This is a genomic window from Serratia sp. 506_PEND (assembly GCF_001076875.1).
GTDB lineage: Bacteria > Pseudomonadota > Gammaproteobacteria > Enterobacterales > Enterobacteriaceae > Serratia > Serratia marcescens.
The window spans coordinates 1-14370 of the sequence record NZ_JVEL01000238.1; the positions used below are offsets into that span (position 1 = coordinate 1).

General features: G+C 63.2%; 15 protein-coding genes. 13 read left to right on the forward strand and 2 right to left on the reverse strand.

Going from position 1 to position 14370, the window contains the following annotated elements:
• The 3 genes from ADK28_RS06070 to aroL form a co-directional block, all read left to right on the forward strand.
• Nucleotides 1-1749, forward strand: a 1749-nt coding sequence (locus ADK28_RS06070) for a TonB-dependent siderophore receptor (protein WP_048795169.1), incomplete at its 5' end; no start/stop codon positions are given.
• 53 nt (nucleotides 1750-1802) lie between these two features.
• A complete protein-coding gene (locus tag ADK28_RS06075) occupies nucleotides 1803-2321 on the forward strand; it encodes a GNAT family N-acetyltransferase (RefSeq protein ID WP_048795170.1) in 519 nt (172 codons plus the stop codon).
• A 109-nt stretch (nucleotides 2322-2430) separates the two neighbouring features.
• Nucleotides 2431-2955 carry a shikimate kinase AroL gene (gene aroL / locus ADK28_RS06080; protein WP_016928904.1) on the forward strand — a complete coding sequence of 175 codons (525 nt, stop codon included), beginning with the start codon at nucleotides 2431-2433 and terminating at the stop codon, nucleotides 2953-2955.
• Between the two features lie 36 nt (nucleotides 2956-2991).
• On the opposite strand, the gene ADK28_RS06085 is transcribed toward aroL, so the two are convergent.
• Complete coding sequence (locus ADK28_RS06085; RefSeq protein ID WP_033641171.1) at nucleotides 2992-3735, reverse strand: helix-turn-helix domain-containing protein; 744 nt, start codon at nucleotides 3733-3735, stop codon at nucleotides 2992-2994.
• A gap of 96 nt (nucleotides 3736-3831) precedes the next feature.
• Between ADK28_RS06085 and ADK28_RS06090 the strand changes: the two genes are divergently transcribed.
• The 10 genes from ADK28_RS06090 to ppnP all read left to right on the forward strand — a co-directional run bounded on the left by ADK28_RS06090 (nucleotide 3832) and on the right by ppnP (nucleotide 14081).
• Nucleotides 3832-4236, forward strand: coding sequence for a nuclear transport factor 2 family protein (locus tag ADK28_RS06090; protein WP_033641170.1), 405 nt, complete (start codon nucleotides 3832-3834; stop codon nucleotides 4234-4236).
• 47 nt (nucleotides 4237-4283) lie between these two features.
• A complete protein-coding gene (locus tag ADK28_RS06095; protein WP_015376810.1) occupies nucleotides 4284-4484 on the forward strand; it encodes a YaiA family protein in 201 nt (66 codons plus the stop codon).
• Between the two features lie 144 nt (nucleotides 4485-4628).
• The gene (locus ADK28_RS06100) at nucleotides 4629-5129 is read left to right on the forward strand and encodes an RNA polymerase sigma factor (RefSeq protein WP_048795171.1); all 501 of its coding nucleotides are present in this window, start codon (nucleotides 4629-4631) and stop codon (nucleotides 5127-5129) included.
• Nucleotides 5130-5205: 76 nt separating this feature from the next.
• Entirely contained in the window at nucleotides 5206-6159 is a 954-nt protein-coding gene (locus tag ADK28_RS06105; protein ID WP_048795172.1) for a FecR family protein, read from the forward strand.
• Between the two features lie 156 nt (nucleotides 6160-6315).
• On the forward strand, nucleotides 6316-9015 hold the full coding sequence (locus ADK28_RS06110; protein ID WP_048795173.1) for a TonB-dependent receptor: 2700 nt from the start codon (nucleotides 6316-6318) through the stop codon (nucleotides 9013-9015).
• A 78-nt stretch (nucleotides 9016-9093) separates the two neighbouring features.
• Complete coding sequence (locus tag ADK28_RS06115; protein WP_016928898.1) at nucleotides 9094-9660, forward strand: hemophore HasA; 567 nt, start codon at nucleotides 9094-9096, stop codon at nucleotides 9658-9660.
• Between the two features lie 72 nt (nucleotides 9661-9732).
• Nucleotides 9733-11517: a type I secretion system permease/ATPase gene (locus ADK28_RS06120; protein WP_048795174.1), complete on the forward strand. Its 1785-nt coding sequence runs from the start codon at nucleotides 9733-9735 to the stop codon at nucleotides 11515-11517.
• A complete protein-coding gene (locus tag ADK28_RS06125; protein WP_033641167.1) occupies nucleotides 11514-12845 on the forward strand; it encodes an HlyD family type I secretion periplasmic adaptor subunit in 1332 nt (443 codons plus the stop codon). Before ADK28_RS06120 ends, ADK28_RS06125 begins: the two co-directional genes overlap by 4 nt.
• A 2-nt stretch (nucleotides 12846-12847) precedes the next feature.
• Nucleotides 12848-13639, forward strand: coding sequence for an energy transducer TonB (locus ADK28_RS06130; RefSeq protein ID WP_048795175.1), 792 nt, complete (start codon nucleotides 12848-12850; stop codon nucleotides 13637-13639).
• A 151-nt stretch (nucleotides 13640-13790) separates the two neighbouring features.
• Complete coding sequence (gene ppnP / locus ADK28_RS06135; RefSeq protein ID WP_004940463.1) at nucleotides 13791-14081, forward strand: pyrimidine/purine nucleoside phosphorylase; 291 nt, start codon at nucleotides 13791-13793, stop codon at nucleotides 14079-14081.
• Nucleotides 14082-14146: 65 nt separating this feature from the next.
• On the opposite strand, the gene rdgC is transcribed toward ppnP, so the two are convergent.
• On the reverse strand, nucleotides 14147-14370 hold a 224-nt coding region (gene rdgC, locus ADK28_RS06140), incomplete at its 5' end, for a recombination-associated protein RdgC (protein WP_048795176.1).

Consider the following 14370-nt stretch of genomic DNA (forward strand, 5'->3'; position numbering starts at 1 on the left):
GACGGCGTGCGTTCGGTGCAGGCGCGCAACTTTACGCCGACCACCGAGCGGGTGGAGGTGCTTAAGGGGCCTGCCTCGATGCTGTACGGCATGGGCGAGCCGGGCGGGATGATCAATATGATCACCAAAAAACCCCAGCTGCAGCAGCACACCCACGTGGAAGGTTGGGGCAGCAGCTTCAACGGCGGCGGCGGCCAGCTTGACGTTACCGGGCCGCTCGGCACGTCGGGATTTGCCTATCGGATGATCGTCGATCACGATGAAACCGACTACTGGCGCAACTTTGGCCGCAATCGCCAGACGGTGATCGCGCCCTCGCTGATGTGGTACGGCGAGAACACCACCGTGCGATTGGCCTATGAACATATGGAATATCTGGTGCCGTTCGATCGCGGCACCATTATCGATTCGCGCACCGGCAAACCGGTGAATACGCCGCGCGATCGCCGTTTCGACGAAGCCTATAACGCCACCCGCGGCGATCAGGACAGCGTCACTCTGCAGATCGATCAAACGCTCAATGAGCGCTGGAAAAGCTCGCTGACCTACGCCTACAGCCGCAACAGCTACAGCGACAACCAGGCGCGCGCTACGGCGCTGAACCCGGAGAGCGGCGCATTGAGCCGCCAGGCCGACTCGACCGCCCATGCCGTCAGCCACGCCAACGCGGTGCAGCTGACGCTCAATGGCGACGTGGACTGGGGCAGCATCAACCACCAGATGCTGTTCGGCTTTGATTTTGAAGATAACCGTACCTACCGCGGCGACATGATCCGCGGTAAAAAGAACAGCGATTTCAATATCTATCATCCGGTATACGGCCTGATGCCGCCGTCGACCGCGGTCAGCGCCAAAGACAGCGACCAGCGGGAAAATCTCACCAGCTACGGCTGGTTTATGCAGGACTCCATCCAACTGACCGATAAATGGCTGGTGATGGGCGGGCTGCGTTACGACGCTTTCGACGTCTATGCCGGCAAGGGGCGGCCGTTCCAGACCAACACCGACAGCTCGGACGGCAAGCTGGTGCCGCGCGCCGGTGTGGTCTACAAGCTGACGCCTTACGTGTCGCTGTACAGCAGCTATACCGAGTCGTTCAAGCCGAACTCTTCCATCGCCACCCAAATTGATTCGCTGCCGCCGGAACAGGGCAAGTCGTGGGAAGTCGGCGGCAAGCTGGCGCTGCCGAACGGCGTCACCGGCACGCTGGCGCTGTTCGACATCACCAAGCGCAACGTGATGGTCAATGAGCTGGTGGAGGGCGAAACCGTGACGCGCACCGCCGGGCGCGTGCGTTCGCAGGGCGTGGAGCTGGACGTGGCCGGTAATCTTACCGACTCGCTGAGCCTGATCGGTTCCTATGCGTATACCGACGCCCGCGTGGTGGACGATCCGGACAACAAGGGGAAAGAGATGACCAACGTGGCGCGCCATACCGCCTCGCTGTTCCTGACCCAGAACCTCGGCAGCCTGGGCCTGTACAGCGGCGATGAGGTGCGTATCGGCGCCGGTGCGCGCTACGTAGGGCGCCGCCCGGGCGACGCCGCCAACAGCTTCTACCTGGATAACTACACCGTTGCCGATGCGTTCGCCGCTTACACCATGCCGATCAACGGCTATCGGGTGAAATGGCAGCTGAACGTGAAGAACCTGTTCGATAAAACCTACTATCCGTCCAGCGGCGGCAATCTGCGCGTGGCGGTGGGGGAACCGCGTGAGGTGGTGCTGCGCGGCAGTATCGATTTCTGAGCCACGGGCGGTGAAATTTGCTTAAATAACCGCCCCAACGTTAAGGAGAACCCATGAGCCTGCAGATCCGTTTGGCGCAGCAGCAGGATATCGCGCATCTGATGGCGGTTGAGCGCTCGGCGGCGCAATTGTTTCGCCAACAGCCGGAATGGCGCTTTATCGCCGAAGGCGAGGTGATGGCCCCGCAGCAGCATGCCGCGTTTATCGCCGAGCGTCGTGAATGGCTGGCGGAAAGCGACAACGGCGAGTGCGCCGGTTTTATCGCCGTGCTGGCTCAGGAGGAAGACTGGCATATCGCCGAATTATCGGTCGCCGGTGCCTGGCAACGGCAGGGCGTCGGCCGCCGCCTGATCGGCGCGGTGGCGGAAGAGGCCAAACGGCGGGGGGCCGGCCGCCTGACGCTTACCACCTTCATTGAGGTGCCGTGGAATGCGCCCTACTACCGGCGGCTGGGATTCCGGCCACTTGACGATGCGCGGCTCACGGTCGCCCTGCGGCGGCACCTGGATGAGGATCTGGCGCACGGCTTTGCCGTCGGCAGTCGCTGTGCCATGGAATTTACACTATCGTAAATATTGAAATACAGAGCGGGCAGGGTATGATGCTGCCACCACGCCATCGCACCCGCTCGGCATTTTGGTATGCAATGCACTCAAGTCACCGCATAAGGGACAACCCGTAATGACACAAACCCTGTTCATGATAGGCGCTCGCGGAGCCGGCAAGACCACGGTAGGCAGCGCATTGGCGCTGGCGTTGGGCTATCAGTTCGTCGATACCGATCTGTTTATGCAGCAGGCGGCGCAGATGAGCGTAGCGGAAATGGTCGAGCGCGAGGGCTGGCTGGGGTTCCGCCGCCGCGAGACCATCGCGTTGCAAACCGTGACCAAGCCGTCAACTATAGTTGCCACTGGCGGCGGCGCGATCCTGGCGGAGGAGAACCGTCAGTTTATGCGCCAGCATGGCACCGTTATCTACCTGCGCGCGCCGGCCAGCGTGTTGGCGCAGCGGTTGGAAGAGTACCCGGAAGATGCGCAGCGCCCGACGCTCACCGGCAGGCCGATCGCCGAGGAGATGCGCGAGGTGCTGGCCGCGCGCGAAGCGTTGTATCAGGAGGCCGCGCATTACGTGATGGACGGCGCCGCCGATCCGCAGCGGGTGGTGGAACAAATCCTCGCGGTGCTGCCGCGTGAGACGGTGAAGTAACCCTTTCTTCTCTTCGGGCGCTGGGCGCCCGTTTTCTTATTCCGCTTGCCGAGCCGGCGCAAAGTACGCCCCCGGCGTGACGCCGAAGCGGCGGCGAAAGGCGGCGATATAGGCGCTGACGTTGTCATAGCCACAGGCGTCGGCCACCTCGCCAACCGCTTTGCCGCGTGATAATCCCTCCAGTGAACGCAACACCCGCGCCTGCTGGCGCCACAGCGCGAAGCTGATGCCGGTTTCCTGCAGAAAACGGCGGCTCAGGGTGCGCGGGCTGAGCCCGGCCCAAACGGCCCAGTCGCGCTGGCTGCGCAGGCTGGCGGGATCGTTCAGCAGCGCACGGGCGATGTTCAGCAACCGGGCGTCCTGCGGCAGCGGCAATTGCAGCGGCGCGCGGCTTGCCGCGTGCATTTCGTCCAGCAGCACCTGCAGCAGCCGCCGTTGCGGCGCACTCAGCGGGCCGGCGGGGAACTGCGCGATGCGCTCCACCAGGGCCTGCAACAGCGCAGAGGCTGTGAACAGCTGCGGCAGCGGCGGCATCTCCGGCACGCTTTCCCTCGGCAGATACAGACTCCAGCCCGCCACGTCGCCGCAGGCCAGCGCCTGATGGGCGCATCCCGGCGGCAGCCAGCCCAGCGTGCCGCCGGTGATCGCCCATTGCCGGCCCGGGAGTTCCATTGCCAGCATGCCGCGCGTCAAGAGATAGATCTGGCCGCCTTCGTGCCGGTGCCAGGGCGTCAGGTGCTTTTTTTCATGCTGAAGGCGTTGGCTGCGGATCTGCGTCATGTTGGCCGTTTAACGTTATTGAAAGTCTTGATGTGGTTATTATGCCATCGCCTGGCCGGGATAGGATCGCCTTTCACCCTATTTCGGAGAAACGTGATGACTCAACTTACCCCGCTGAATCTGGTGCTCGATACGCTGCAGCAGGTGATCGCCAGCCCGGAGCATCGGCCGACGCAGCTCGCCGCCCGTTTCAGCGCAGGCTACCGCCAGCAGGTGGATGGCAAGGTGCTGAACTTCGAGCAGTTTGAGCAGCATATGGCGCTGCTGAAGCGGCAAACCCGCCGCATGACGCTGAGCGTGATCGCGGCGGCGGAGCAGGGCGAGGCGGTGCTGACCCACCATCTGGTCGAGGTGGAAAAGCGCGACGGTTCCCGCAGCCGCGTGCGGGTGCTGGCGCACTTCACCGTGCGTGAAGGGCGTATTTGCGCCTGCGACGAATTGACCGAGCTGTTGACGGGCGCCCCCGGCGATCGCGATCTTGGCTCGCGCGTGTCGGAATGAGGGCGACTGCTATACTTGCTACTGTGTGAAACACACGGGAGAACGGCATGCGCGAAAATGATCAACCTGCTTATCCGCGGAGCGCCCGCGTCGTAGAGGTGTTTCGGGGTGACCCGAACCTGCATCTGCGCCGTTTTGAAGTGCGCACCGACGACATTGAGCCGAATACGCTGCTCAGTGAACATGAAACCGAGCAGGAAGCGCTCGACGCCAAGCACCGCTATGAAGACGAGGCGCTAGAGCACTGACCTGCAGCCCAGCGGAAACCGGCGTCAGGCCGGTTTCCTGTTTATCCCCGCCGTAGCACATATTTCCCAGAATAATATTGATAATGATAATCATTTATGTGATTTTTATCGCCCCTATTGGGTGTTTCACTTCTGGGAAAAGAGATGTCCAATTCCGAGTTGCAGGCGCTGTTTCTGCACCATATGCGGCCGCTGCAAGCCTATTTGAACGCCAAACTGCGCGACCCTCAGCTGGCCGCGGATTTGGCGCAGGAAAGTTTTACCCGCCTTACCGAGCAGTATCCGCAGGGTAACATTCTCGATATTGAGGCCTACCTGTATAAAACCGCCAAGAATCTGATGCTCGACCATCTGCGCCAGCAGCAGCGGCGGCAGACCGAAGCGGTCGAAGACGACATTCTGGCGCAGTATCCTTCGGGTGAACCGGCGCTTGAACAACGGGCGATCGATAGCCAACTGCTGCAGTTGTTACAGCAGGCGCTGGCGGACATGCCGCCGCGCACGCAGCAGATTTTCCGCCTTAACCGGCTCGATGGCCTGACCCAGGCGCAGGTGGCGGCGCAGCTGGGCGTGTCGCTCAGCACGGTGGAAAAACACCTGGCCAGCGCGCTGGAGCGGCTGATGGCGCGGATGGAAGAACAATAATGGCAATTTTTTTACGGGTTTATCCGCGCTCAGACGTCTTAACCTATAACCAGAAAAAACAGAGGTCTATGCCATTATGAAACCGCTAACCGCACAGGCGCGACAGCAGGCGGCCGCCTGGGCCGTGAGTCTGGCCGAAGGGGCGCTGCCGGCCGATCGGCGGCGAGCGTTGGACGCCTGGCTGGCCGCCGATCCGCAGCATCCGGCGGCGCTGCGTCAGGCTCGCCTGCTATGGACGACGCTTGGGCAACTGCCGCCTGAGCAGCGGCAGGCGTTACAACCGCAGGTGGCGGCGCTGAAAACGCCATCTCGCCATCGATGGCCCCGCTGGGCGGTGGCAGCGGCGGTGGCGCTCGCCGTTTCATTCGGCGTTTATCGCGGGCCGGATCTGTGGATCGGCCTGCAGACCGATTATCAAACCGTTCGCGGTGAGGTGCGCGAAGTTGCGTTGCCGGACGGCAGCCGGGTGGCGCTGGACAGCGGCAGCGCGATCGCGCTGGCGTATTCCGCAGACGAGCGCAAGGTGCGGCTGCTGAGCGGCGCCGCCTATTTTATCGTCGCGCCGCTGGGCGGGGCGGAACGTCGCCCTTTCAGGGTGGAGGCGAAAAACGGTGTCACCCAGGCGCTGGGCACCGAGTTCAGCGTGGCGCGCACTGAACAGGGCGTCGACGTCAGCGTGCATCAGCACAGCGTGCGGGTGACGCTTGAGCGCGGCGAGCGCTCGCTGGTGGTCGCGCAACGCCAGGCGGCGCATTACCGCAACGGGCAGCTGCAGCTGACGCGGCAAACGGCCGGTGATGATGCCTGGCGGCGCGGCTGGCTGGTGATCGACCGCCAACCGCTGACGCAGGCGCTCGCGCAGCTCAACCGCTATCGCGAAACCCGCATTGTGGCGGTCAATCCCGCGCTAAGAACGCGCACCGTGAGCGGTGTGTTCGCGCTCAATAAACTCGACGACGGCGTCGGCGCCATTCGTCAGGAACTCTCCGCCCGCCAGCTGAATCTCCCCGGCATCACGCTGCTTTACTGAGCGGCCAAGGCGGGCCGGGATGCCCGCTTCGCCGTTATTTTCACTTTCTGTAAAAAATCTTTACGGGTTTTTGCCTCCCGGAACGTCCTTATGTTTAAACGAGATTGATTTCCATTATCACTTAGTTTGGCATTCTTTCGGGTGGAACACACACGCATGCTTATTCACAAGGGAACCACGCCGGCCGGCCGATTGGCCACGGCGGTACGCGCCGCGCTGGCGGCGATGATGTTGACTCAGCCGGCTGTGGCGCTCGCCGTCCAGGCTGAGGCGAACGGCGCGCAGGCCGCACAGCAAAAGAATTTCAACATTGCGGCGCAGCCGCTGCAGAGCGCCATGTTGCGCTTCGCCGAGCAGGCCGGCATGCAGGTGTTTTTTGACGAGGTGAAACTCGACGGCATGCAGGCGGCGGCGCTGAACGGCAGCATGAGCGTTGAACAGGGCCTGCGGCGCTTGATCGGCGGCAATCCGGTGGCTTTCCGCCTGCAGCCGCAGGGGCAAATCGTATTGAGCCGGCTGCCGACGGCGAACGGCGACGGTGGCGCGCTGGCGTTGGACAGCCTGACGGTGCTGGGTGCCAGCGGCATCAACGCCAACGATTGGGTTTACGACGAACCGCGCTCGGTCAGCGTCATCAGCCGCGAACAAATGGACAACCGCCCGGCGCGACACGCGGCCGATATTCTGGAGCAGACTACGGGAGCCTATTCCAGCGTCAGCCAGCAAGATCCTGCGCTGTCGGTCAACATCCGCGGCATACAAGACTATGGCCGGGTGAACATGAATATCGACGGCATGCGGCAGAATTTTCAAAAGAGCGGCCATGGCCAGCGTAATGGCACCATGTACATCGATTCCGAACTGCTGTCCGGCGTGACCATCGACAAGGGCACCACCGGCGGCATGGGCAGCGCCGGCACGCTCGGCGGCATCGCCACCTTCAATACCGTCAGCGCGAGCGATTTCCTGGCGCCGGGCAAAGAGCTGGGCGGCAAGCTGCACGCCAGCACCGGCGATAACGGCACTCACTTCATCGGCAGCGGCATACTGGCATTGGGCAACGAAACCGGCGATATCCTGCTGGCCGCCAGCGAACGCCACCTCGGCGACTATTGGCCCGGCAACAAGGGCGACATCGGCAACATTCGCATCAATAACGACACCGGCAATTACGATCGCTACGCCGAGAGCATCAAGAACAACAAAATCCCCGACACCCATTACCGCATGCACTCGCGGCTGGCCAAGGTGGGCTGGAATCTGCCCGCCAACCAGCGCCTGCAGCTGAGTTATCTGCAGACCCAGACCGCATCGCCGATCGCCGGCACCTTGACTAACCTGGGCACTCGCCCGCCCTATGAACTGGGCTGGAAACGCACCGGCTACACCGACGTGATGGCGCGCAACGCGGCGTTCGACTACAGCCTGGCGCCGGAAGACGTCGACTGGCTCGATTTTCAGGCCAAGCTGTATTACGTCGATACTCAGGATGACAGCGACACCTACAGCACCAGTTCGCTGCTGGACAACGGCTACGCGACGCGCACCCGCCTGCGTACCTATGGCGCACAGGCGCAAAACACCTCGCGCTTCAGCCTGGCGCCGGGGCATGACTTCCGCGCCAATTACGGGCTGGAGTTCTATTATGACAAAGCGACCAGCGACTCTTCCCGCCAAGGCATGGAAGGGGTGACGCCGGCCGGCAACCGTTCGGTAGCCAGCCTGTTCGCCAATCTGACCTACGACTACGACGGCTGGCTGACGTTGGAAGGCGGGCTGCGTTACGACCGCTATCGCCTGCGCGGCCAGACCGGCCTGAGCTATCCGGATTTGGCCAAGGATGGGCAACGCTACACGATTGACAATCCTTGCAAAGCGTTGCGTCTGACCGGCTGTTCAACCACCACCCGCGAAGATTGGGATGTGGATCGCGATCAGGGCAAGCTGTCGCCGACGCTGGCGGTGGCGGTGCGCCCCGGCGTGGAGTGGCTGGAGCTGTATACCACCTACGGCAAATCCTGGCGGCCGCCGGCGATCACTGAAACGCTGACCAACGGCAGCGCGCACAGTTCTTCCACGCAATACCCCAATCCGTTCTTGCAGCCCGAGCGTTCGCGCGCCTGGGAAGTCGGGTTCAACGTGCAGCAGCCGGATCTGTGGTTTGAGGGCGATCGGTTGGTGGCCAAGGTGGCCTACTTCGACACCAAAGTGGATAACTACATCAACCTGGCGATAGACCGCAATAAACCGGGGCTGGTGCAGCCGAGCATCGGCAATGCCGCTTACGTCAACAATCTGTCGAAAACCCGCTTCCGCGGGCTGGAGTACCAGCTCAACTATGACGCTGGGGTGTTCTACGCCGACCTGACCTACACCCACATGATCGGCAAAAACGAGTTCTGCTCGAACAAGGCCTGGTTGGGAGGGCGTCTGCGCTACGGCGACGGCTCGCGCCGCGGGAACTTCTATGTTGAGCCTGATGCCGCGTCCAATGACTTCGTCACGTGTGATGGGGGGACGCAGTTCGGCTCCGCCGCCTACCTGCCGGGCGATCGCGGTTCGGTGACGCTGGGCGGGCGTGCCTTCGATCGCAAGCTGGACGCCGGGGTGACCGTACGCTTTGCGCCGGGTTATCAGGACAGCTCGGTACCGTCCAACTACCCGTACCTGGCCGACTGGCCGAAGTACACCCTGTTCGATCTGTACGCCAGCTACAAGCTGACTGACAGCCTGACGCTGCGCGGCTCGGTGGAGAACCTGACCAACCGCGCTTATGTCGTCAGCTACGGCGAGACGTTGGCCAATACCCTGGGGCGCGGCCGCACCGTGCAGGGCGGGGTGGAATACCGTTTTTAAGCAGTAAAAGGGCGTTGCTCATCCTTGAGCACAAGGGCCGCCTCGCAAGGGGCGCCGTTCATCAATGGAAATAGAGAAATGGCATTTTCAGTCAATTATGACAGCAGCTTCGGCGGTTACAGCATTCATGACTATCTGGGCCAGTGGGCTTCGACATTCGGTGATGTCAATCACACCAACGGCAATGTCACCGACGCCAACAGCGGCGGCTTCTATGGCGGCAGCCTGTCCGGTAGTCAGTATGCCATCAGCAGCACGGCAAACCAGGTGACCGCCTTCGTGGCGGGCGGCAACCTGACCTACACGCTGTTCAACGAACCGGCGCATACCTTGTACGGCCAACTGGATTCCCTGTCCTTCGGCGACGGTTTGAGCGGTGGCGATACATCGCCGTACAGCATCCAGGTGCCTGACGTCAGCTTCGGCGGCCTGAACCTCAGCAGCCTGCAGGCGCAGGGTCATGATGGCGTGGTGCACCAGGTGGTGTACGGCCTGATGTCCGGCGATACCGGCGCGCTGGAGACCGCGCTGAACGGCATCCTCGACGACTACGGCCTGAGCGTCAACTCCACCTTCGATCAGGTGGCGGCGGCGACGGCGGTGGGCGTGCAGCACGCCGACAGCCCGGAACTGCTGGCGGCCTGATCGCGGCCGTTTGCCCGCCGGCGCCGTGCGCCCCGGCGGGCGTTTTCTCGTTTTTAGCCGATGGAAAACGCCATGAAAAACGCCGTCAGGCGCGGAGAAGTGATGAGCGTGCTGGCCGCATACCGGCGCGGATTTTGGGGCATCGCGCTGTTTACCGCGGTGATCAACTTGCTGATGCTGGCACCGGCGCTGTACATGCTGCAGGTCTACGATCGCGTGTTGCCGTCGGGCAACCGCATGACGCTGGCGATGCTGACCCTGATGGTGGTCGGCCTTTACCTGTTTATGGGGCTGCTGGAGTGGGTGCGCAGCCAGGTGGTGATCCGCCTCGGCGCCCAGATGGATATGCGCCTCAATCAGCGAGTCTACGACGCCGCCTTCGAAACCAATCTGAAAACCGGCAACCCGCTGGCGGGGCAGGCGCTGAACGATCTGACCAACCTGCGCCAGTTCGCCACCGGCAATGCGTTGTTCGCCTTTTTCGATGCCCCCTGGTTCCCGGTTTATCTGCTGGTGGTTTTTCTGCTCCACCCCTGGCTTGGCGCGTTGGCCAGCGCCGGAGTGATCGTGCTGATGCTGCTGGCCTGGCTCAATCAGCGGGTGTCGCAAGCGCCTCTGGCGGAGGCCGGCAGGGTCGCGCTGAGCGCTACACAGCAGGCCAACGGCAATCTGCGCAACGCCGAAGCCATCGCCGCCATGGGGATGCTGACCGACTTGCGCCTGCGTTGGCTGCGGCAGCATCAGCAGTTCCTGCTGTTGCAGAACCGCGCCAGCGAGAAAATCGCCGCCGTCACCGCCTGGTCGAAAACCGTGCGGCTGGCGCTGCAGTCGCTGATGTTGGGCTGCGGCGCGCTGTTGGCGGTCAGCGGTGACATTACGCCGGGCATGATGATCGCCGGATCGATCCTGATCGGCAGGGTGCTGGGGCCGATCGATCAGCTGATCGGCGCCTGGAAGCAGTGGTCATCGGCGCGCCAGTCCCTGCAGCGTCTGGAGGTGATGCTGGCCGCTAACCCGCCACGAATACCGAGTCTGCCGCTGCCGACGCCCGGTGGCGCATTGACCGTGAGCCAGTTGACCGCCAGTGCGCCCGGCGGTACGGCGCCGGTGTTGCACGGCGTCAGTTTTCGTCTGGAAGCCGGCGAGGTGCTGGGCGTGATTGGCGCGTCCGGCTCCGGCAAAACGTTGCTGATGCGCCAACTGGTCGGCGCGCTGACGCCGATCAGCGGCGACGTGCGGCTGGACGGTGCAGACATTCAACAGTGGGACAAGCAACAACTCGGGCCGCATATCGGCTACTTGCCGCAGGATATCCAGCTGTTCGCCGGCACCCTGACGGACAACATCGCCCGCTTTGGCCAGGTCGACGCCGAGAAGGTGGTGGCCGCGGCGGCGCTGGCCGGCGTGCATCAGCTGATCCTGCATTTACCGAAAGGCTATGAGACCGAGCTGGGTGAAGGCGGCAGCGGCCTGTCCGGAGGCCAACGTCAACGGGTGGCGCTGGCGCGCGCGCTGTATGGATCTCCGGCGCTGGTGGTGTTGGACGAACCGAATGCCAACCTCGATCGCGAAGGGGAAGAGGCGCTGCAGCGGGCGATCGAAGCGCTAAAGGCGCGCGGCACCACTATCGTGTTGGTGACCCACAAACCGGCGATCCTGGCGACCACCGACAAATTACTGGTGCTGACCGCCGGCCAGGTGCAGCACTTCGGCCCCAGCGACGCCATCCTGAAAAAACTGCCTGGTTTTGCGCCCGCCGCTGCCGCCGCTCCGGCCAATACCGGGCGCAGCAACGGCGGCTTCAACGTCAATTACGCCAATTTCGCCAAAACGGCCAGCGGTGAACGAAAAGTATGAGCAATCAGAGTGTGATCCCCGGCGATATCGACACCCTTTCCCGGCAGTTTGACGAAGGGCGCCATCTGCGGCTCGGCGGCTGGCTGGTGCTGCTGGGATTTGGCGGCTTCCTGCTGTGGGGGCTGTTGGCGCCGTTGGATAAGGGCGTACCGGTTTCCGGCAGCGTGGTGGTGGCCGGCAACCGCAAGGCGGTGCAGCACCCGAGCGGCGGCGTGGTGTCGCAGATTCAGGTGCATGAGGGTGACCGGGTCCGCGCCGGGCAGGTGCTGTTACTGATGGATACCGTCGACAGCCGCACCCAACGCGATGCGCTGCGCAGCCAGCAGTTGAGCAACGCCGCGCAGCAGGCGCGGCTGCAGGCCGAGCGCGACGGTCTGCAGGCGATCGCTTTCCCGCCATTGCTGCAAGCGCGGCGAGAAGAGCCGGAGGTGATGTCGCTGATGCTGCTGCAACAACAGCTGTTCACCAGCCGCCGTGCGGCGCTGCAGAGCGAGCTGGCGGCGATCGCGGAGAGCATCGCCGGATCGCAGGCGATGTTGGAAGGGGTTCGGCAATCTTACGCCAGCAAGCAACGGCAAAAGGCCATGTTGCAGGAGCAACTGAGCGGCATGCGCAAGCTGGCGGCGCAGGGGTATGTGGCGCGCAATCGGCTGTTGGATCTGGAAGGGCAGCATGCGCAGATCGACGGCCAGGCGTCCGAGGATACCGGGAATATCGGCCGCCTGGGCCGCCAAATCCTGGAGCTGAAACTGCGGGCGATCCAGCGGCGGGAGGAGTATCAGAAAGAGGTCAGCAGCCAATTGGCCGAGGTACGGATGAAGCTGGACGAGCTGGATAACCGCTTGGCCAAGGCGGAGGCCGATCTGGGGCATACGCAGGTGAAAGCGCCGGTGGCGGGCACCGTGGTGGGGTTGAGCGTGTTCACCGAAGGCGGCGTGATCGGCGCCGGTCAGCAACTGATGGAGATCGTGCCCAGCGATCGGGGGCTGCAGGTGGAGGCGCGCATCCCGGTCGAACTGATCGACAAGGTGCAGGTGGGGCTGCCGGTCGAACTGTTGTTCTCGGCGTTCAACCAAAGCACCACGCCGCGCGTCGAGGGTGAAGTGACGTTGGTCGGGGCCGATCGCCTGACCGACGAGAAAAGCGGCGCGCCTTATTACAGCGTGCGCGCCAAGGTCAGCGAAGAAGGATTGCAACGTTTGAACGGGTTGGAGATCCGCCCGGGGATGCCGGTTGAAGGATTCATCCGCACCGGCGAGCGTTCGATGATGAACTATCTGTTCAAACCGCTGACCGATCGCCTCCATTTGGCGCTGACGGAAGAGTGAGCATGTCGGTTTCGCCGCTGCCTTTCGCCGCGCCCGGCGCCGCCATGCCCTGGCGCCGTTGTCTGGTGTTGGTGCTGGCGCTGCATCTGCTGGTTGCCGCGCTGCTGTGGCCCAGGAGAGACAAGGCCGAGCCGCCGTGGGTGCCGCCGCCGGCGGTGATGGTGCTGATGGCCGCCGCGCCGCAGGCCCCGGCCGAGGCGAAACAGCCGCCGGGACAAAGTACGCCGCCGCCTCAGGCTGAACCGTCGGCGCCGCCGGAGCCGTTGCCGCTGGTGAAAGCGCCTGACGCCGCGCAGCCGAACATCGCCGTGCCGCCGAAACAGAAAAAACCACCTAAGCCGGTGAAGAAAAACAACCTGCCCCGCACGCCGCCGCAGGAGAGAATCATCGCGCCGCCGAAGGTTCAGGAGCAAAGCGTCGGCGCGCCGCCGCCGGGCCGCGCGGATAAAACGGCCGCGCCGCAAACCCGCCTGACACCCTATGCTCAGGCGGGGGAGGACAACTGGCGCAGCCGCATCAGCGGCCGCCTGAATCGCTTTAAGCGTTACCCCAAAGACGCACTGCGGCTGAAGCGCCAGGGCGTCGGGCAGGTGCGTTTCACGTTGGACAGACAGGGCCACGTGCTGGCGGTGACGCTGGTCAGCAGCGCCGGGCTGCCGTCGCTGGATCGTGAAATCCAGGCGCTGGTCAAACGCGCGTCGCCGCTGCCCACGCCGCCGGCGGACGCCTACGTCAACGGCACGGTGGAATTGACGTTGCCGATCGATTTCAGTTTGCGCGGCGCGGGTTTTTGACGCGGTTGTTTCATGGCGATGGCCTGAGCGTGGCGCACGGAAACCTTTGCCTCTGCGCCGCGATCGCATTTCGCGCGAAAAACCAGTGACAGATCAACCGCAATCCCCCAATATGGATTTTCCATCAAGATGATTACGCGGGTGCCAGTCTATGCTGAAAGTGAATGAGTATTTTGCCGGAAAAGTGAAGTCTATCGGTTTTGACAGTAGCAGCATCGGTCTTACCAGCGTGGGCGTGATGGAAGAGGGCGAATACACCTTCTCCACCGCGCAGCCGGAAGAAATGACGGTGATCACCGGGGCGCTGAAAGTGCTGCTGCCGGGGGCGCCGGACTGGCAGGTGTTTACGCCGGGCGAGAAGTTCTTCGTGCCGGGGCACAGCGAGTTCAACCTGCAGGTGGCCGACGCCACCGCCTATCTGTGCCGCTACCTGAGCAAATAAACGTTGCTCGTTAGGGGAACGCAGGGCTCAGCGAAGGCTGGGCCCTGGTCGTTTCTGAGGCGGGATTAACGCTGGGCTTCGCCGCCGAGCGCTTCGATGGTGTTTTTGATCAACGCCGCCAGCTCGCTGGTCATCAGGATAAAGTCGGCGTCAAAGCGCTGGGCGAAGTCATCGCGATCGATATCGTCGTTCTGCTCGCGCAGCGTGTCGGCGAACTTCAGGCGCTTGAGCGAGCCGTCGTCCGACAGCATCAGCTGGATGCGCTCCTGCCAGTCCACCGCCAGCTTGG

Coding starts and splice junctions, on each gene's coding strand:
- ADK28_RS06075 (WP_048795170.1), top strand. CDS start 1,803: ATGAGCCTGCAGATCCGTTTGGCGCAGCAGCAGGATATCGCGCATCTG.
- aroL (WP_016928904.1), top strand. CDS start 2,431: ATGACACAAACCCTGTTCATGATAGGCGCTCGCGGAGCCGGCAAGACC.
- ADK28_RS06085 (WP_033641171.1), bottom strand. CDS start 3,735: ATGACGCAGATCCGCAGCCAACGCCTTCAGCATGAAAAAAAGCACCTG.
- ADK28_RS06090 (WP_033641170.1), top strand. CDS start 3,832: ATGACTCAACTTACCCCGCTGAATCTGGTGCTCGATACGCTGCAGCAG.
- ADK28_RS06095 (WP_015376810.1), top strand. CDS start 4,284: ATGCGCGAAAATGATCAACCTGCTTATCCGCGGAGCGCCCGCGTCGTA.
- ADK28_RS06100 (WP_048795171.1), top strand. CDS start 4,629: ATGTCCAATTCCGAGTTGCAGGCGCTGTTTCTGCACCATATGCGGCCG.
- ADK28_RS06105 (WP_048795172.1), top strand. CDS start 5,206: ATGAAACCGCTAACCGCACAGGCGCGACAGCAGGCGGCCGCCTGGGCC.
- ADK28_RS06110 (WP_048795173.1), top strand. CDS start 6,316: ATGCTTATTCACAAGGGAACCACGCCGGCCGGCCGATTGGCCACGGCG.
- ADK28_RS06115 (WP_016928898.1), top strand. CDS start 9,094: ATGGCATTTTCAGTCAATTATGACAGCAGCTTCGGCGGTTACAGCATT.
- ADK28_RS06120 (WP_048795174.1), top strand. CDS start 9,733: ATGAAAAACGCCGTCAGGCGCGGAGAAGTGATGAGCGTGCTGGCCGCA.
- ADK28_RS06125 (WP_033641167.1), top strand. CDS start 11,514: ATGAGCAATCAGAGTGTGATCCCCGGCGATATCGACACCCTTTCCCGG.
- ADK28_RS06130 (WP_048795175.1), top strand. CDS start 12,848: ATGTCGGTTTCGCCGCTGCCTTTCGCCGCGCCCGGCGCCGCCATGCCC.
- ppnP (WP_004940463.1), top strand. CDS start 13,791: ATGCTGAAAGTGAATGAGTATTTTGCCGGAAAAGTGAAGTCTATCGGT.